Raw genomic sequence first — 18,766 nt, 5'->3', positions numbered from 1 at the left:
GGGGAATATGTCTTCTCAAATGAATCAGTCTTTTAGTGGCGATGTGCCATCAGATTCTACTGATGAGCGGAAATATACGCGTTTTGGTTGGTTGGTGATCGCGATTGGTTTATGCGGTTTCCTGTTATGGGCAGCTTTCGCTCCTCTGGATAAAGGCGTTGCCTCTCAAGGGTCGGTAACTGTTTCAGGAAACCGTAAAACTATTCAATCTCCAACCAGTGGTATTATCAGCAATATCGCGGTTAAAGAAGGGGATAAGGTCAAGGCCGGGCAGGTACTGGTTCAAATGAGCCAGGTGCAGGCACAGGCGCAGGTGGACTCCCTGAAGATCCAATATTACACAACACTGGCAACAGAGGGGCGTTTGTTAGCTGAAAGAGATAATCTGGATGCAATTAAATTCTCTGACGTTTTCAATGCTATCAAAGATAAGCCTCGTGCTGCGGAAATAATTGCCTTGCAGCAACAGCTTTTTATTTCTCGCCGACAGGCATTACGTAGTGAAGTCGATGGTTTTAGGCAGTCAATTGACGGTATCCGTTTCCAGCTCAAGGGATTACAGGATTCCCGGGCGAACAAACAGATTCAACTAAACAGCATCCGTGAGCAGATGACAAGTATGAAACAGCTTTCTGCGGAAGGGTATTTGCCGCGCAACCGTTATCTGGAGGCTCAACGTCAGTTTGCAGAGATCAGTAGCAGTATCGATGAGACGATAGGCAGGATCGGACAGCTACAAAAGCAACTGTTGGAGTCGCAGCAGCGTATCGACCAGCGGTATGCGGACTATCAGCGTGAAGTGAGAACACAGTTAGCGCAAACGCAAATGGATGTAAATGATTATAAAAACAAACTGGATATGGCTAATTTTGAGCTAGGGAATACCGAAATTATTTCGCCAGTTGATGGTACCGTCGTTGGACTGAATATATTTACCCAAGGCGGCGTGGTGGGGGCTGGAGATCACCTTATGGATGTGGTTCCCAGTGAAGCTGCGTTGGTTGTTGATGCTCAATTGAAAGTACAACTAATCGATAAAGTATATACCGGGCTCCCCGTTGAGCTTATGTTTACTGCTTTTAACCAAAACAGGACGCCTAAAATACCTGGTACGGTGACGCTTGTTTCTGCCGACCGTTTAATCGATAAAGCAAATGGGGAAGCTTATTATCAGATGCAGGTAACGGTCACTCCGGAAGGAATCAAAATGCTCCAGGGTGAGGAAATCAAACCAGGGATGCCAGTTGAGGTGTTCGTAAGGACGGGGTCCCGTTCGCTGTTAAGTTATCTGTTTAAACCAATTTTGGATCGTGCGCGTACTTCATTGACCGAGGAATAATCGTGATTTTCATGAAAAGGAAGATGATTAATCTCACCCTTAGTTCGATAGTGTGGGGGGTATCCTCACCGGTGTATGCATTGGGCATTCTGGACGCCTATTCGCTAGCGCTGGAAAAAGACCCGACATTTCAGGCGGCGATTAAAGAAAAGGAAGCCGGGGATGAAGCAAAAAATATTGGACGAGCAGGGTTATTACCAAAAGTCTCTCTCAATTATCAGAATGCGCCACGTAATTGGCAGACTCAAAAATATCAGACGAGTGATATTTTTGGCAATGTTAGCGATGTGACTAAACGACAGCAGTACCGCAGTTATGCGGGTTCCGTGACCCTAACGCAACCTCTATTTGATTATGAGGCTTATGCGAAATATAAAACCGGAGTCGCACAAAGTTTGATGGCTGACGAAAAATATCGCAGTAAATACCTCGATCTTGCAGTCCGGGTCATTTCGGCTTACGTCAGTGTTGCATACGCCAAAGATCAAATTGCACTAGCTGAGGCGCAAAAGGCAGCCTATAAAGAACAACTTGCGTTGAATGATCGCCTGATGTCCGCTGGTGAGGGCACTGTGACGGACGTTGCTGAGACTCAGGCACGGTATAGTCTTGCTGAAGCTCAGGTCATCGAGGCTCGAGATGTCTTAGACTCAGCTCAGCGGGAGCTTGAAGTCATCATCGGAATTCCTCTCGATCAGTTAGATGCATTGCAGACGTTACGGCAGGGTAAATTCCAGGTCTCACCGCTACGTTTTACAGCATTCGATGATTGGCAAAAGCTAGCCATGGAACGAAATCCACAACTAGCTTCATCACGTCATGGCGTGGATGCCGCGCGTTATGATGTTGAACGTAACCGGGCTGGTTTTATGCCACAAGTTCAGCTATATGCATCACACTCGGAAAATGATTCAAGCAGCGACAATACGGTAAATCAGAAATATCGAACCGACAGTGTTGGGGTTCAGGTATCAATGCCAATTTATTCTGGCGGGGGAGTTGCAGCCTCGACGAGGCAGGCTGCGGCGCGTTATGGGCAGGCTAAGTATGAACTGGACGCCCAGGTCGGTTCGATTATGAACGACCTTCGTAAACAGTTTAATCAGTGTATTAGTAGCCAGGCTAAGCTCAGGGCCTATGAATTGGCTGTAAAATCGGCGACGACGCAGGTAGAGGCTACACGGCAAAGTGTGCTCGCCGGGCAGAGGGTGAACGTTGATGTGCTTAATGCGGAGCAGCAACTCTATGCTGCACAGCGAGATTTAGCAGAAGCTAAATACACTTATATTAAGGCCTGGATTACGTTGCTTGGAGATTCAGGTACGCTGAGCGAAAAAGATATTATGCAAGTTGCGGGGTACTTCCATCGTTCTTGAGTGAAACTGTGAAGTTCGAAACAGAAAGAGTGTAAAATAGTTTGTTTTTTGCATCTCCGAAACCCGTATCGATACTACGCTTCAATCTGTATGCTCACATGAAGGGGACTTTTAAGACCCGTCCCCGTCTTGACTTCACTATTCGCAAAGAGTAAAACGCCAGCAGTATCCATCATTACTGTGGCGATTTGCCATCACCCGTTAACTGTAGAAGTGTTGCTCTATGAAAATTACTATTTCCGGTACAGGCTATGTTGGTTTATCGAATGGTGTTCTGATTGCCCAGAACCATGAAGTGGTCGCTTTGGATATCATTCAGGCCAAAGTAGATTTGCTTAACCAGAAAATTTCACCTATAGCAGATAATGAGATCCAACAATATTTAACGGAAAAAAAGCTTAATTTTCGTGCAACAACAGACAAACTCGATGCGTATCATGACGCTGATTACGTTATTATAGCTACGCCGACAGATTATGATCCCAAGACAAATTACTTCAATACGTCTTCTGTTGAGGCTGTCATCCGTGATGTGACTGCTATCAATCCGAAAGCTGTTATGGTTATAAAATCAACGGTCCCAGTTGGTTTCACTCGCGGCATAAAAGAGCGCCTTGGAATTGAAAATATCATTTTCTCGCCGGAGTTTCTCCGCGAGGGACGGGCTTTGTACGATAATTTATATCCATCGCGAATTGTCATTGGTGAGCGTTCTGCTCGTGCTGAGCGATTCGCAGACCTATTGAAAGAAGGTGCGATTAAGAAAGACATTCCGACCCTTTTTACTGATTCAACTGAAGCTGAAGCTATTAAGCTCTTTGCTAATACTTACTTAGCACTACGTGTTGCCTATTTTAATGAGTTAGACAGCTACGCTGAAAGCCAGGGGCTAAACAGTAAACAAATTATTGAGGGTGTATGTCTGGATCCGCGAATTGGTAATCATTACAACAATCCCTCTTTTGGCTATGGTGGGTACTGCTTACCGAAAGATACCAAACAGTTGCTGGCGAATTATGAGTCGGTACCCAATAATATTATTTCGGCAATTGTTGATGCAAATCGCACGCGGAAAGATTTTATTGCAGACTCCATCCTGGCGAAAAATCCGAAGGTTGTTGGTGTGTATCGGTTAATTATGAAGAGCGGCTCTGATAATTTCCGTGCTTCCTCTATTCAAGGTATAATGAAAAGAATAAAAGCGAAAGGTATACCTGTAATTATTTACGAGCCAGTGATGAAGGAAGATGAATTTTTTAACTCGCGTGTTATTCGCGACCTTGATGTTTTTAAGCAGGAGTCGGATGTAATTATTTCTAACCGCATGGCAGAAGAATTGGCGGATGTGAAAGATAAAGTGTATACGCGAGACCTATTTGGTAACGATTAAATTCTAATAACGGCAGGTGGTTTGCAAAATTACCTGCCTTAATTTTTATGATGAGAAAAAAGCAGCATCATTATGTGCTGAAATAAAATACTAATGCTACCGTGGCATTTACGAGACTATCTCTGTATTCTACATCGAAAGATATCCCTGTCGAATTAGAAGTATATAACGTTGAGGAAACTACTACTCTGATTACACTATGGGCTGTTAATATACCGCAATCGGTGGATTGCGGTAAAAACAGAAGATAAGAAATTATCAAATTGCGTAGTAGTCTTTATACCACTCCACGAAGTTTTTCACGCCTTGCTTGACCGTAGTTTGCGGCCTGAAACCAACCAGATCATACAGCGGTTGAGTTTCAGCGCTTGTTTCCAGAACATCGCCTGGCTGCATCGGCATCATGTTTTTCTTAGCTTCCATACCCATAGCTTCTTCAAGCGCGGTGATGTAGTCCATTAGTTCAACCGGCGAGCTATTGCCAATGTTATAGACCCGATAGGGGGCAGAACTGGTGGCCGGAGACCCGGTTTCTACCGTCCAGTCCGGATTTGGCTGCGGAATGACATCCTGAACACGAACAACAGCTTCAACTATATCGTCAATATAGGTGAAGTCTCTTTTCATTTTTCCGTAGTTGTATACGTCGATGCTTTGACCTTCGAGCATGGCTTTTGTGAACTTGAATAATGCCATATCCGGACGTCCCCATGGGCCATAGACGGTAAAAAACCGCAGACCGGTTGTTGGAATTCCATAGAGATGCGCATAAGTATGCGCCATCAATTCATTAGCTTTTTTGGTTGCCGCGTAAAGCGATACTGGGTGATCTACCGAATCATCGGTTGAGAACGGCATCTTACGATTTAAACCATAAACGGAACTGGATGACGCGTAGACCAGATGCTCGATTTTAGTATGGCGACACCCCTCAAGGATATTCAGGAACCCCATCAGGTTGGCGTCAGCATAAGCGTGCGGGTTTTCCAGTGAGTAGCGTACGCCGGCTTGCGCGGCAAGGTGGATTACGCGATTAAATTTCTCTCTAGAAAAAAGCTGCTCCATGTTAACCCGATCGGCGAGATCAATTTTGTGAAAACTGAACAAAGGCGTTTTCAGAAGATCCAGGCGGGCTTGTTTGAGGCTCACATCGTAGTAGTCATTCATGTTGTCGATCCCGACAACCTCATGACCAGCTTCCAGCAGGCGTTTACATACATGGAAGCCGATGAAGCCAGCAGCGCCAGTGACTAAAAATTTCATTTATATCCTCCAGGATCATGATGTCCCACTACTTATAGGCGCCTATTTTACACAGGGGGGAGGTAACGATCATCTTGTTTACTGGTTGGCTTGGAAAGGATGGGGAGAATAACATTTAAAGCTAAACCGCCCGGTAAAGCGCACGCCATGTCCAATTATGAGAGTGAAAATTATTCTCATTGGTGAGCAAGTTTTCTAAGTTGTAACAAACGTTTAAATGGCATTGTACTTACCTGGTGTATGAATCTTCTTTGCCAGTCAATCCTGCTTTTTCGCTTTTAATCTTATAGGCCGGGAGTATACTATGCTGCTGTTTCATTCATATGGTATTCGCTTGAGAAGCTCACATTGCAACTTTCTGATTTTATTACCATAATAGACAAGTATACCACTAACATTAATGATGCTGCCGAATGGGGCAACTCACTTAAAGTTAAGCATCTCCGTTGCCAGGTCCGTTGTCTGAAATGAGACTAACCTGATGGCAAGTTGCCTCTAAAGCAGAGAGAGTGACCGCACTCAGATTGAGCTCAAGAATGATGCTTGAGATAGAGCGAGATCATAGGCTCTTGCGGTAGCATTTAGATTACAATGCATTGAAGTTTATGAAGATTTATAAAATTATAGACTTGTTCTGCGCGCTTTGGTTGCGATAGCCAATGGCGGTAGCGTGTCTCTGATTGGTGAGGTAGATGGCTGAAGCAGGTCAAAATGAGAAAGCTAATCATTTGTGGCCGTATAGTTCCCCCCGTAACATACTCTAAATGATGGTGTATAGTACGCTATTATGTGGAACTGCGTATGGTTGCTGAGAAGGGTTTATCCATACAGTGGGTTAAAAGGCAACGGCCGCTTTTGGTGACTATATAATAATTATGTTGATATTATAGCTATGCACTATTTTCTCCGAGGTAATAAAGGTGAGTATGGTTGCGTGGTCGATTTCAAAAAAATGAGTGCAAATAATGAAGTTTAAATTAGGATATTTATTTGATCTACTTGTTGTGATAACTAATAAAGATTTAAAAGTTCGCTATAAAAGTAGCATCTTTGGATATTTATGGTCTATTGCAAACCCTTTATTATTTGCGATGATTTACTATTTTATTTTTAAAATGGTAATGAGAGTACAAATTCCAAATTATACCGTTTTTCTAATCACTGGATTGTTCCCATGGCAATGGTTTGCAAGTTCAGCAACCAATTCATTGTATTCATTTATCTCCAACGCGCAGATTATTAAGAAAACAGTATTTCCACGCTCGGTTATCCCTTTGAGCAATGTAATGATGGAAGGGTTACATTTCTTGTGTACAATTCCTGTAATTGCAGTATTTCTTTATATTTATGGTATGTCGCCATCGCTTAGTTGGTTCTGGGGCATTCCGCTACTGGCGATCGGTCAAATTATTTTTACATTTGGATTTGCTCTAATTTTCTCAACGCTAAATTTGTTTTTCCGTGACCTGGAGCGATTTGTCGCTTTAGGTATTATGTTGATGTTCTACTGTACCCCGATACTCTATAATTCCGATATGATCCCGCAACAATTTACCTGGATCATTGATTATAATCCACTGGCTAGCATGATTATGGCCTGGCGAGATCTGCTTATGAATGGCAACCTGGATTATGTGCATATCACTTATCTATACTCATCAGGCATGGTTGTATTGCTGCTAGGGGTGTGGGTCTTTAATAAATTAAAATATCGATTTGCAGAGATTTTGTGATGACAGCTGTTATTGAATTTTGCAATGTAACAAAAGAGTATCCTCTATATCATCATATTGGCTCTGGCATTAAAGATCTGTTTTTTCATCCGCGTCGGGCCTTTAATTTGCTAAAAGGTCGCAAATATCTGGCGATCGAAAACGTGTCATTCACCGTTAATAAGGGTGAATCAGTTGCATTGATTGGACGCAATGGCGCAGGCAAAAGTACTACCCTTGGTCTCGTTGCTGGTGTGCTAAAGCCAAGTAAGGGCGAGGTTAAAGTTGTCGGACGCGTGGCTTCGATGCTGGAGTTGGGAGGCGGTTTTCATCCGGAACTGACCGGGCGCGAAAATATCAAACTTAATGCCACCTTACTGGGGTTACGCAGAGCAGAAGTAAACAAGCGGCTTGATAAAATTATCGAGTTCTCAGAGCTAGGCGAGTTTATTGATGAGCCTATTCGCGTATACTCCAGTGGCATGCTGGCGAAACTGGGCTTTTCAGTAATTAGTCAGGTTGATCCAGATGTATTGATTATCGACGAAGTCCTTGCGGTTGGTGATATCGCATTTCAACGCAAATGCATTGAAACAATCAATGAGTTCAGAAAACGTGGGGTAACAATCCTGTTTGTTAGCCACAGCATGAAAGATGTCATGCAGATTTGCGATAAAGTTGTGTGGGTTGAAAATCATCGGTTGAAAGCGATCGGTGAGGCAAGCTCAATTGTTGATGAATATGTAGCCTCAATGGCTTGATGGAAAAACTAATGCAGAAGAATGTACTTATTGTCGGCGCAGGATTTTCAGGCGCGGTTATTGGTCGCTTATTGGCTGAAGCTGGTCATCAGGTGACGATTATTGACAGCCGGCCGCATGTTGCTGGTAACTGCTATAGTGAGCGGGATAGTGAAACCAATGTTATGGTTCATACTTATGGCCCTCATATTTTCCATACTGACAATGCTGAAGTTTGGGAGTACATCAACCAATACACGGAAATGATGCCGTATGTGAACCGGGTGAAGACGACGGTCAATGGGCAAGTCTTTTCCTTACCAATCAACTTACACACAATTAATCAGTTCTTCCATACTACGTGCTCCCCAACCGAAGCGCGTAAATTAATTGATGAGAAGAGTGATAAAACGATAGAAGAACCTGCAACATTTGAAGAGCAGGCACTGCGTTTTGTCGGCAAAGAACTATATGAAGCCTTTTTTAAAGGTTACACCATCAAACAGTGGGGAATGTCTCCGTCGGAGCTCCCGGCTTCAATTCTTAAGCGTCTGCCTGTACGATTCAATTATGATGATAACTACTTTAATCATAAATATCAGGGAATGCCAAAAGACGGCTATACGGTAATCGTTGATAAGATATTAGATCACAAAAATATTACTGTGGCTTTAAACACCCAGTATGATGAGACCACTCGTGGCGAATATGATCATGTATTTTATAGTGGCGCGCTGGATGGTTTTTATAAATACGATATGGGGCGCCTGGGCTATCGTACCCTGGATTTCGATGCTTTCCGAACCGAAGGTGATTATCAGGGATGTGCGGTAATGAATTATGGTGAGCAAAAAGTACCTTACACCCGTATTACTGAGCATAAATACTTTGCTCCATGGGAGAGTCACGAGAAATCAATCTGCTACCGCGAATTTAGTCGAGCATGTGAGCCTGAGGATATTCCATACTACCCAATTCGACAGGTAGGTGAGATGGCCATGCTGCAAAATTATCTCGATCGCGCTGAAAAAGAAGCAAATATTACCTTTGTTGGTCGTCTGGGGACATACCGCTATCTTGATATGGACGTAACTATTGCTGAAGCTCTGGAAACGGGAAGAACTTATCTTAAGTCATTAGAACAGAATTCAGTGATGCCTGTATTTACGGTTAAAGTCAGATGAATGTAGCTGCTCTAATCGTCACTTATAATCGGTTAGAAAAGTTAAAAACAACAATTGAGGCAACGCTGGCGTTGCCTTTTCAGTATATAGTTGTGGTTAACAATGCATCAACCGATGATACTCAAGCCTATCTTGATTCTGTTTGCGATGAGCGAGTTAAAGTTTTACATCGAGAGGTGAATGATGGTGGGGCTGGCGGTTTTAAATACGGAGCGCAATGGATAACGCAAAATTTGAACACTGATTGGGTTCTGTTTTACGATGACGATGCATATCCGAATCATAATTTTGGCGTTGCGTTTCAGACCCTTGACCTATCAATTGAAAATGTTTATGTCTGCACGGTGGTGGATACTTCAGGCAATTACTGTAAAATGAATATACCCTGGAAGAAAATTCCTAATGGCATTTTGGGTAATATAGCTTACAGAACTAATCCTGCACGTTTTATTCCTGACGGCCATAAACAAGAGACCGTGGTGAGTGTTTCATTTGTAGGGATGTTGATTAGTCAGGAAACACTAAAGAAATCTATATCGTTTATATATGATGAGCTTTTTATCTATTATGACGATGTTTACTTTGGTCATCATCTGGTTCTACAGCATACACCTATTATATACCTTCCTGAATTATGTATTGTCCATGATATTGATACTACGAATAAATTAATTGCGCCATGGAAATTATATTATTTAAGCAGAAACCTTATCTTGTCCCGTAAAATATTCCAGGATGATTCGCCTTTCACCTTGTTTGATGTTTCATTAAGATTATTGAAGTATATATTCACAGCATTGAAACATGACAAGCGGAAAGAATGTATGATTAATGTCTATAATGGAATCAAGGATGGTTTCTGGAAGCCAAAAGGTAGAGGTGCATAATCCGCTATGAAGAAGAAGTTATGCTATTTTGTAAACTCTGCCTGGTATTTTGAGCTTCATTGGCTAGAAAGAGGAATTGCTGCTTTAGATAATGGATATGATGTCTATGTTGTTGCTAATTTTTTAGATGATGCAATTTCAGATAGACTTTCTGCATTAGGATTTCACTGTATCAATAGTCAAATTAATGAGAAAAGCATCAATCCATTTGCTTTTATCAAAGGCTTTTTAAATGCCTCGAAGATATTGAAAACGATTAATCCTGATATCCTTCATTGTATTACGATTAAACCCGGTATTATAAGTTGCCTGTGGGCAAAATATCATAAAACTAAACTTGTTTATAGTTTTGTAGGTTTAGGGCGGGTATTTGAAAGTGAGCAACTCATTTTTAAAATATTACGTTGGCTGGTGCTTAGATTGTATCGATACTTGTTCTCAAATGTCGATTGTAAAATCATATTTGAACACCGAGAAGATAAAAGAAAAATACTTTCTCTGCTAGGAATCAAAGAGGAGAAGGCAAAGGTCATTGACGGCGCTGGTGTTAATACCAGTTATTTTTCTTACCAGCAAGAGCCGAAATTGACACATGGAACAATACTTTTTGCCAGCCGCATGCTACACAGTAAAGGATTACTTGACCTCATTAAGGCGAAAAGAATCCTAAAGTTAGAAGGGATAGATTGTACCATCCACGTAGCAGGTATTATCGTTGAGAATGACGACGATGGAATTACCTTGGGGCAAATAGAAAAATGGCACGCAGCGGGAGATATTGTCTGGTTAGGTACTCGAGATGATATTAGAGAATTGATTGCTGGGGCAAATATTGTTGCTCTTCCTTCTGTATATCCCGAAGGTGTACCACGAATTCTGCTTGAGGCTGGTGCCGTGGGTAGAGCTTGTGTTGTCTATGATAATGGTGGGTGTAACTCACTAATTAAAGACGGCTATAATGGTTATATAGTTGAACGCAAAAATGTCAAAGAACTGGCCGCGAGAATTAAAGCATTGATAAATGAAGATGATGACAGACAGAAAATGGGTATCAATGCCAGGGAAAATATTGTCAATCATTATACATCAGAAATTGTTATTGATAAAACATTACAAGTATATGAAGAACTGTTCCAGCGCTGAAAAATAAAGATACGGTTAGGTCTATGAATAATAGTATTTCGTTACAGTCATCAGTATTCCCTGATATACACCACCGTGAAATTAGCGCTCTGTATTTTTTATCTGATAATGTATCTACATGTGTTAATGATGCAGGGTACGTTAGGGTATTTAAAAATCAAGAAGTTTGTTTTGATACTTTTTATAATTCATTTGATCTCCAAAAATGGTCTAAATACACAACGGTTAATCAGCTTGGTTTTAAAATTGATGTTGTTGGTAGAGGTATTGCCACTATTTTCTTCAAAAACCATGATGTATTAAAGAAAGTCTTTCAGCGCGAAGTTGAAGGGGCAGTCACAATAGATAATCTAGAATTAAGTGAATGTCTTGACGGTAGGCTTTATTTTTACTGGTCGTCAATTGATGATAGTGAAATCAGATGTTTTTCTTTTACTACATATGGGGCAGTAGAGGATTTTGGTAAGTTAGCGATTGTCATCACTACTTATAATCGACAGGCAGCATTATTATCGACATTGTCGAGATTTGAGGAGAACTTATTTGCCGATAGTGTCGGTCAGTCAAAATTTCATGTATATGTTATAGATAATGGGTGCAATTTAGATTTAGAACCAGGACCTAATGTTACCTATATAAAAAATAAAAACATGGGGGGGGCCGGTGGTTTCACCCGCGGTTTATTTGAGGTGAAAAAGAACAATAAAGAAACTTATTGTATCTTTATGGATGATGACGCATCCTGTGAAATTGAAAGTATCAAAAGAGCATATTGGTTCATGTGTTTTTCAAAAAACGATGAACAGATGATTGCAGGCAGTATGCTATATGAGGATAAACCCCAGACAGTATACGAGGCCGGCGCTATTTATCCTTACAAGCAGATACGAATGCGGCCCTTAAAAAACGGTGTTGATGTTTCAACACCAGGCGGGCTTGATGTGTTTAATCAAGAGGACGGACAGGCCAATTATGCCGCATGGTGGTTCTGCGCTTTTAAAGTATCAGCGGCAAAACACTATGCTTTTCCATTCTTTGTCCGTGGCGATGACATTTTATTCGGGGTAATGCACGCCTACCCGATCGTGACTCTCAATGGCATTGCATCATGGCAGATGAATTTTAATCAAAAATATAGTGCATTAGTTGAATATTTAAGCGTCAGAGGGTTGCTGGTCCCGGCGTTTGTATACCCGTCGCCAAAGAAAAGAAGACAGATAGCTTTTTGGATATTAGCAAAAGTGCTTTTACTATGCTTTTCCTACCGATATTCTTCGGCCGAGGCTATCATCGAAGCTTATTTAGATGTGATGAAAGGTGGTGATTTTTGGATTGACGATCCTGATGCTGAAAAAGCTCGTAGACGGATTAGTGAGTTGTCGAAAGATGAACGCCCTGGAGAAGTAGCGGATGGCAAGGCCGTGAAAAGAACGGACCGTAATGGACCTGAGCCTAAATGGGCTAAGATACTCAGGCTGTTTCTTCTTAATGGTCATTTGGTTCCTAACTTTATCACGTCTGGAAATAGTGTACGAATACCGAACACAGAAATTCATCCGACAAAACAGGTTTTTTTGAATACTGAAGTTTACTATGAAACTACTGACGGTAGTTTTATCGTACTGAAACAAAATAAATTACGCTGCGCTAGATTGATAATTAAAACACTATGGGTCATTAGCAAAGGGTACTTTACTTATAATGCTGTTGCAGAAGAGTATGGAAATAAGATTTCATACTTTACATCTGAGACTTTTTGGAAGAAATACTTTATTTAAATATTGACTGCTTTGGTCTTTATTCTTAATGATAATGTTGTTACAGTTAATTATTTCTTCTTACGGGTAAGAATCAGAGTTATATTTATACGAAAGATATAAATTTTGATTTGGTTAGGTTATAAAAACTAGCCTGAAGTTAAATATATTCATACAAGAGACAGTAATGAGCGACATGATAGTTTGTGATACTCGACAATCGAAGGTTATACCAAAATTGTCTATTATTGTACCAGTCTATAATACCTCTGGTTTTGTGGAGAAGACTTTATCTTCATTTGATAAAAATGGTAATGATCAAATAGAAATTATCATTGTAAATGATGGTAGTACTGACAATAGTGTCGAAGTTGTTCAGCAGTGGCTTGATACCTATAAAGGTAATGCAGTTTTCATATCGCAGGAAAATAAAGGACTATCAGAGGCCAGAAACACGGCCTTACGCTATGCGAATGGCCAATATATTTCTTTCTGCGATAGCGATGATTGGTTAAATGAAAAAGCTGTTCTGGATTCGCTGAAGTTTGCTGAGTCTGACGATCTTGATATTGTATTATATCGTTCATACGTGTATGACAACCAAACTAAAGACTCCTACCCATTCTATGATGCGGCGACGTGGGATTATATTTTAGGCGGTGAACTTAAGAAGACTGTTAATATTGCAGCATATCCGCAAATTCTCAGCCTTGAACCAAATACGAACAACCGTATCCTTAAGAAAGAGTTTTTTGACAAGTATATAACTATCTTCCCAGTGGGTATTCATTTTGAAGATGTTACCCCGCATATTGTAAGTCTGGTTAACGCAACAAAAATTGGTATGATAGATACTGTCGGCTATTTTTACCGAGTTAATCGCGAAGGGAAGATTACAGATCAAAAAAGCGAAAAGCGATTTGATATCATTAAGACAGCGAAAGAGTTATTGCAAAAGCCTGAAGTTACGGGCCTCAATGCTTATCAGCAATATTGTGTGATGTCGCTAATATTCAAAATGATTTTCTGGTGTGGACGATATACAACTCTGAGCGACAGACGGCGTTACTTCCAGCAAGGTGTGGATCTATTTTCGGCATCGAATCCGGTTGTGCGTTCGCGTTTAAAAACATCCTTAGGCTTTGCGGAACGTAACAGAGAGTTCATTCTCATGTTGGCGTTTTTCAATGGTGCTACGGATTTCCTCACTGAGTACAGTACTGGTAAGCAAACGCTGTCAACAAAATTTAAATTGTTGAAGGCTATTTCAACTGCAAACATTGATGTCAATAAATTGATCTTCAAAAAAGCTTTGCGTTTTGCAAAAAACAAGTTCGGAAAACGGGTAGTGGGTTAACAAAATGATCAATAGAACACAATTGAATGCATATCTAAATAAACTACCTTCAGCAATTAGCCATGATGAGCTAGCACAACATAAGCATATTATCGAGCGCAGTTTTTTTGGCGTAGATTTCTTTTCTTGCGAAAGTGATGTTCTGGCTTTTGTGGGGACTTATACTGGTCTTGAAATTCTGGTCGCATTTTATAACAGCAAGCCGCGCGCGATTATTGTTGTTGAATCTAATGCAAGCAAATTTAAGCGTATTCAGGAACTATTAAACAAAAACCCTGAACTGAAAGATCGTGTCTACCTGTTTGATAATTTCTCGAACCCCGAAATTAATGAATTGATTGGAGAGCGGCACGTTAGTGTACGTATTTCTCTTCCGGCCTTTAGTCGGGCAGCTTTGGAATATGTCACTGCGCAGTGGAAACTTGACCATATTTGTGGTGAATTCAACCAATATGATATTGATCCATTGATTGTTTATCGCCAATGCGCGCGTGCGGCGGATACTTTTTACTGGCGTATCCAGGATCAACACCAACCTCTTACGGGTAGCCGCCAGAAGTATGAGTATGAAGTTTCAGTCGTCGTACCTGCATATAATATCAGCGCCTATATCGACCAGTGCATAGAGTCACTGGCAAATCAGTCAATTGAGAATATTGAGATTTTAGTCGTCGATGATGGTACGCCGGATGATTCCGGTGAGAAAGCTGACGCCTGGGCGGCGAAATACCCAGGTAGAGTGAAAGTCATCCATAAAGTAAACGGTGGTTGCGCGACAGCGCGAAATGCCGGCGTTAGCCAGGCCAAAGGTCAATATATTGGTTTTGTTGACGGTGATGATTGGTGCGATCTTCAGATGTATGAAGATTTGTTCCGTGCCGCGGTGATGAAAAATGCTGATATTTCCCAGTGTGGTTATAAAGAAGCTTACGAGACTGGTGAAATAGTCAAGTTCCCACTGGACATCAATCTCACTCGCCTGGATTTGTTACGCGAACGCCCAACGATGTGGCGTCGTATTTACTCTGCCGACATGCTGAAAAACAAAGGCATTTCTTTCCCTGAGCATATTCGCCGGTTTGATGATTTACCTTTCCAGTTCGAGACTTTTTTAAACGCTAAGATTATTGCTAATATACCTTTTGATTATTACTATTATCGTCAAGGGCGCTTAGGTCAGGATATTTCTGTGCGGGATGACCGACTTTATGTTCATTTCCCTATTTTTGATTGGATCTACAGTCGTAACTCAGATACGTTCAACTATGATGAAGAACGTAAATTATTTGAGTTAGAACTCGATGTCCATTTCTGGGCGTGGAGTGTGATTGAAGCCAAATTCAAGGATGAGTATTTTAAACAGGTCCTGGCACAAATTTTCGTATCCAAAAAGATTCTGTCAAAATTTGATATGCTGGTAATAGCCAAAAATAAAGGAAGAGAAAGATTTATGTTTTATTTAAAGCTACTAAAAGCTAAAACATTTTAACTTTTCTGTTTTACTAAAAGCCGCGAAAGATTTCTTTCGCGGCTTTTTTTTACAATTCGCTGGCTCTCATATTCAACTTGTCGCCAACTAAGGATGCGATTTTGGTTGAAGGTTTATCAACAAATGTATAGCCCAGCCATGAGATAAGCACGCAACATAATAAACTGACTAATGTGCTTATTATACTGGCAAATTGGTTAGTAATACCTGCATCATGTAAATAAACAAATAATGCCGTTCCAATACTCATGATAATAGGGATATGAAACACATATAAGGAAAATGATATCTTACCCAAAAAAGTAAATACAGGTCTGGACAGATAATTTGAAAGTATTGATGATGTATTTGCTATTAATAATAAAACTACTGCTGCGATTGAATGACAGAATGTGGCTAAACCTTCTTTACTAAAACCAGTGAGTTCATTTAAGAAGTTAATTTCAATTGTCCACGGATTTTCTGTTGCAAGAACAATTGTCAATATACTGGCTGGAAGAAAAAACTTAGGTTCAAGCTTTATGTTATATACCAAAATAGTACCGCCAATGATAAATAGTATCAAATAGCAGCCAAGTGTCGGTTCAATCAGATAGATAAGTATTGCTGATATAATGATGTGGGCACCTTTTTTTTTGACAAAAAATAATGCGGCATAGAGATACAAAAAGAGTGATCCCATTAACTCTATTTTAATCGTCCAGAGGGGGCCATTATAGGATGTATCACCTATGTAAGCAGAATACAGACCATTGTATATAGCGCCAGTTAGTGTGAGTTCTGATTGATAGTTAGATTTTAACCACTCGTGTCCACCTACGATCGCCGCCATGTCGACATTATGGAAACCAATCGTATTTTGTAAAACAACAGCCAGAATGACTGAAGCGAGTACCAGTGGGGTAAGTCTAAAGTATCTTTTTATAAAACTTTCTTTAAGATAAGAAATGTCGTTTTGCCGCTTATAAAAGCCAATGAGCAACACATAGCCACTCATCACGAAAAATAGACAAACTGAGAAGTTCCCATCCAATATTCTTCGATATATCTGCCACCATACTGAGTTTTGCGAATATAATCCATTTGGCGATACCAGCACCCCCATAAATACATCCATATGGTAAAGCACGACGACAAGCGACGCGACTCCGCGGAGTCCGTCGAGATGTTTATAATGTTGCAAGTGAGACCCCGTAGCCTGTTTGGCTTTATTTTTGTTGTGATTCCATAATCAACGCGTCAAGTAGGAGAACCTGACGGTATTTGTTTATATTACCACACTGATGTTAACTGATAGTTATTTTTTTGTTGTTGTGATCGGTTTCACGATTGTGGATTTAACATTAAATTTGCTTAAGTATGTGAAATTAAGCCCGGAGTGCAGTTCCCATCATGCCGAATAAATTATTTTTAAACGCTTTCATTATCCAGGATCAATGGAGTGATATTTGTCAGTGAGATTCAGTGTGTTAAAATAGCAACATTACAATGCACAATAATAAGTTGCTTTATTTCGGAGTTTGCATGAGCGCTTTTTTTAGATGTTTAGAGTATTTAAAAACCAGACGTTTTTTATATTTTATACTGTTTTTTCTGTCCCTTGTGTTGTGTTGGTTTGAACCTACAAACATATTTTTTACCACTTTTTTCTCTGTCTTTATTTTCTTGCGTTTGATTTTTTGTATTCGTAATAAAATAATTAGAAATAGTCTGGTTGTTTTTGTTTCATTGATCACATTCCTGACTTATTTTATCTATCAAAAATATGGTGGACTATCTACCAGTATGGTTATGTCAACCTTCGGGGTAGGCCTATCCGTTTCATTAGGTACAGTGCAAACGTTTGGTCTCAAATTCCTTGTGGGTTTCCTTTTCATACTTTTTGCGCTCTCACTGTTATCGATTAAAATACCGAAGGCACGCTACTCTGTTAAAGAGCGTGTTGTTTTGACTATTAGTCTTATTCTTATTCTTTCAAAGCCCGTGATCGATGGTGTTAGTTTTTGGGGTACAAAATTCTTTATGAACAATCTCGAATATTCACCAACTTTTATTTCGCAGCCATACATCGATCAGTACAAGATTTTTTTTGGACCTCTTGTTTCCTCAGTGTCGATTATCGCTGAAAATATAGTTGATGATGTTAAATACAAAAAAATAGAGCATAAAGAATATCCTGCTTATATTAAAAAAGAGACGGAAGGTAGAAAGAACATTATTTATGTCATCGGCGAATCATCGAACCCTGGGCGCTATGGCATTTATGGCTATGGAAAAGATACTACGCCAAACTTATCGCAGATGGATAGAGATGGACAAATATGTGTCGTTAATAACGTTCACTCACCGGCTGCGCAAACACGACTTGCAGTACCGATGCTGGTTTCTTTTGAAACGCCCTTGCAGCGTGGCAACTTGTTTAAATTTAAGAATCTTATCGAGATGGCACAATTGCAGGGCTATCACACGTACTGGTTCGACTCTCAGATGCAAAACAACATGTGGAACAAGCCTTTCGGTTATCTGGCAAAATATGCTGAAGTACTGCAAACTCCGGAAGATAATAATACCCGTTTCCCAGTTAACGAGGGGCAGGATGAAAAGTTATTACCGGCAATCAAGCATTATTTTAAGCAATCGCAAGAGAGAAATTTTTACGTCATTCATTTGATGGGTAACCATTTGCCTTATTCTGACCGTAGAGGGGAAGAGGACAACCCAATGGTTGATGACTATGATGCGTCTATTTATAGCGTCGATGATACCTTAAAGAGTATTTTTACCCTTGCTGATACCTATCTTAAAGATTACAAGTTAGTTTATGTATCAGACCATGGGGAAGTTGTTGGTCAGGGGCATGGTTTCCCATCCAGCGATAATGAGATGTATAAAATTCCATTGTTGATGAATGATACCTCCTGGTGTGCGAAGGCTGAAAAATTGCGCAGCAACAACCACTACTTCTCATCTGATTTAACCAAATTTCTAGTGTTAGAAATGATGGGCTATGCTGTTTCTGATGAGCATATGAAAGACGCGGTAAAAAATTCTGATTTTGTGCTGAATGAAAAAGAAGACGCTATTCGTTTCTCTGAATTAAGGGATGTGCCCTTACCGCAACATCCTTAA

The 18,766-nt window shown here is 40.4% G+C and carries 14 protein-coding genes; 12 read left to right on the top strand and 2 right to left on the bottom strand.

All coding sequences use genetic code 11. The features are described 5' to 3' along the window. The first annotated feature begins 7 nt into the window (after positions 1–7). From PGR29_RS05625 to ugd, 3 genes are all read left to right on the top strand, one after another. Positions 8–1,339 (top strand): HlyD family type I secretion periplasmic adaptor subunit, encoded by a 1,332-nt coding sequence (locus tag PGR29_RS05625; protein ID WP_087860461.1) that lies wholly within the window; start codon positions 8–10, stop codon positions 1,337–1,339. Between the two features lie 23 nt (positions 1,340–1,362). After that, positions 1,363–2,715, top strand: a complete 1,353-nt coding sequence (locus PGR29_RS05620) for a TolC family outer membrane protein (protein ID WP_410477023.1) — start codon at positions 1,363–1,365, stop codon at positions 2,713–2,715. A 223-nt stretch (positions 2,716–2,938) separates the two neighbouring features. After that, positions 2,939–4,105, top strand: coding sequence for a UDP-glucose 6-dehydrogenase (ugd, locus tag PGR29_RS05615; protein WP_113373500.1), 1,167 nt, complete (start codon positions 2,939–2,941; stop codon positions 4,103–4,105). Between the two features lie 258 nt (positions 4,106–4,363). Here ugd and PGR29_RS05610 read toward each other — a convergent pair whose 3' ends face one another. After that, positions 4,364–5,368: an NAD-dependent epimerase gene (locus PGR29_RS05610; protein ID WP_087860463.1), complete on the bottom strand. Its 1,005-nt coding sequence runs from the start codon at positions 5,366–5,368 to the stop codon at positions 4,364–4,366. A gap of 965 nt (positions 5,369–6,333) precedes the next feature. On the opposite strand from PGR29_RS05610, the gene PGR29_RS05605 reads away from it, so the two are divergent. The 8 genes from PGR29_RS05605 to PGR29_RS05570 all read left to right on the top strand — a co-directional run bounded on the left by PGR29_RS05605 (position 6,334) and on the right by PGR29_RS05570 (position 15,637). Further along, complete coding sequence (locus PGR29_RS05605) at positions 6,334–7,101, top strand: ABC transporter permease (RefSeq protein ID WP_087860464.1); 768 nt, start codon at positions 6,334–6,336, stop codon at positions 7,099–7,101. Next, positions 7,101–7,841: an ABC transporter ATP-binding protein gene (locus PGR29_RS05600; protein WP_045391802.1), complete on the top strand. Its 741-nt coding sequence runs from the start codon at positions 7,101–7,103 to the stop codon at positions 7,839–7,841. The genes PGR29_RS05605 and PGR29_RS05600 overlap by 1 nt, the downstream gene beginning before the upstream one ends. Before the next feature lie 11 nt (positions 7,842–7,852). Continuing rightward, positions 7,853–9,004, top strand: a complete 1,152-nt coding sequence (glf, locus tag PGR29_RS05595) for a UDP-galactopyranose mutase (protein ID WP_113373501.1) — start codon at positions 7,853–7,855, stop codon at positions 9,002–9,004. Then, positions 9,001–9,891, top strand: coding sequence for a glycosyltransferase (locus PGR29_RS05590; RefSeq protein ID WP_316424199.1), 891 nt, complete (start codon positions 9,001–9,003; stop codon positions 9,889–9,891). Before glf ends, PGR29_RS05590 begins: the two co-directional genes overlap by 4 nt. 6 nt (positions 9,892–9,897) lie before the next feature. Continuing rightward, positions 9,898–11,034 carry a glycosyltransferase family 4 protein gene (locus tag PGR29_RS05585; RefSeq protein ID WP_087860467.1) on the top strand — a complete coding sequence of 379 codons (1,137 nt, stop codon included), beginning with the start codon at positions 9,898–9,900 and terminating at the stop codon, positions 11,032–11,034. A 23-nt stretch (positions 11,035–11,057) separates the two neighbouring features. Next, positions 11,058–12,812, top strand: a complete 1,755-nt coding sequence (locus tag PGR29_RS05580; protein WP_316424198.1) for a glycosyltransferase family 2 protein — start codon at positions 11,058–11,060, stop codon at positions 12,810–12,812. A gap of 166 nt (positions 12,813–12,978) precedes the next feature. Beyond that, positions 12,979–14,148 carry a glycosyltransferase family 2 protein gene (locus PGR29_RS05575; protein ID WP_087860469.1) on the top strand — a complete coding sequence of 390 codons (1,170 nt, stop codon included), beginning with the start codon at positions 12,979–12,981 and terminating at the stop codon, positions 14,146–14,148. 4 nt (positions 14,149–14,152) lie between these two features. Next, a complete protein-coding gene (locus PGR29_RS05570; protein ID WP_271031461.1) occupies positions 14,153–15,637 on the top strand; it encodes a glycosyltransferase in 1,485 nt (494 codons plus the stop codon). 49 nt (positions 15,638–15,686) lie between these two features. Here PGR29_RS05570 and PGR29_RS05565 read toward each other — a convergent pair whose 3' ends face one another. Next, positions 15,687–16,820: an acyltransferase family protein gene (locus tag PGR29_RS05565; RefSeq protein WP_113373507.1), complete on the bottom strand. Its 1,134-nt coding sequence runs from the start codon at positions 16,818–16,820 to the stop codon at positions 15,687–15,689. Positions 16,821–17,161: 341 nt separating this feature from the next. On the opposite strand from PGR29_RS05565, the gene PGR29_RS05560 reads away from it, so the two are divergent. After that, positions 17,162–18,766 carry a phosphoethanolamine transferase gene (locus PGR29_RS05560; RefSeq protein WP_316424197.1) on the top strand — a complete coding sequence of 535 codons (1,605 nt, stop codon included), beginning with the start codon at positions 17,162–17,164 and terminating at the stop codon, positions 18,764–18,766.

Origin of the sequence: Klebsiella sp. 141203 (genome assembly GCF_032601985.1) — a bacterium.
GTDB lineage: Bacteria > Pseudomonadota > Gammaproteobacteria > Enterobacterales > Enterobacteriaceae > Klebsiella > Klebsiella aerogenes.
This window is presented reverse-complemented; position numbering and strand designations above follow the sequence as displayed.

What these genes read in the sequence shown, in the direction of transcription:
- ugd (WP_113373500.1), top strand. Translation starts at nt 2,939, where the DNA reads ATGAAAATTACTATTTCCGGTACAGGCTATGTTGGTTTATCGAATGGT.
- PGR29_RS05570 (WP_271031461.1), top strand. Translation starts at nt 14,153, where the DNA reads ATGATCAATAGAACACAATTGAATGCATATCTAAATAAACTACCTTCA.
- PGR29_RS05625 (WP_087860461.1), top strand. Translation starts at nt 8, where the DNA reads ATGTCTTCTCAAATGAATCAGTCTTTTAGTGGCGATGTGCCATCAGAT.
- PGR29_RS05605 (WP_087860464.1), top strand. Translation starts at nt 6,334, where the DNA reads ATGAAGTTTAAATTAGGATATTTATTTGATCTACTTGTTGTGATAACT.
- PGR29_RS05620 (WP_410477023.1), top strand. Translation starts at nt 1,363, where the DNA reads ATGATTAATCTCACCCTTAGTTCGATAGTGTGGGGGGTATCCTCACCG.
- PGR29_RS05590 (WP_316424199.1), top strand. Translation starts at nt 9,001, where the DNA reads ATGAATGTAGCTGCTCTAATCGTCACTTATAATCGGTTAGAAAAGTTA.
- PGR29_RS05580 (WP_316424198.1), top strand. Translation starts at nt 11,058, where the DNA reads ATGAATAATAGTATTTCGTTACAGTCATCAGTATTCCCTGATATACAC.
- PGR29_RS05560 (WP_316424197.1), top strand. Translation starts at nt 17,162, where the DNA reads ATGAGCGCTTTTTTTAGATGTTTAGAGTATTTAAAAACCAGACGTTTT.
- PGR29_RS05575 (WP_087860469.1), top strand. Translation starts at nt 12,979, where the DNA reads ATGAGCGACATGATAGTTTGTGATACTCGACAATCGAAGGTTATACCA.
- PGR29_RS05610 (WP_087860463.1), bottom strand. Translation starts at nt 5,368, where the DNA reads ATGAAATTTTTAGTCACTGGCGCTGCTGGCTTCATCGGCTTCCATGTA.
- glf (WP_113373501.1), top strand. Translation starts at nt 7,853, where the DNA reads ATGCAGAAGAATGTACTTATTGTCGGCGCAGGATTTTCAGGCGCGGTT.
- PGR29_RS05600 (WP_045391802.1), top strand. Translation starts at nt 7,101, where the DNA reads ATGACAGCTGTTATTGAATTTTGCAATGTAACAAAAGAGTATCCTCTA.
- PGR29_RS05585 (WP_087860467.1), top strand. Translation starts at nt 9,898, where the DNA reads ATGAAGAAGAAGTTATGCTATTTTGTAAACTCTGCCTGGTATTTTGAG.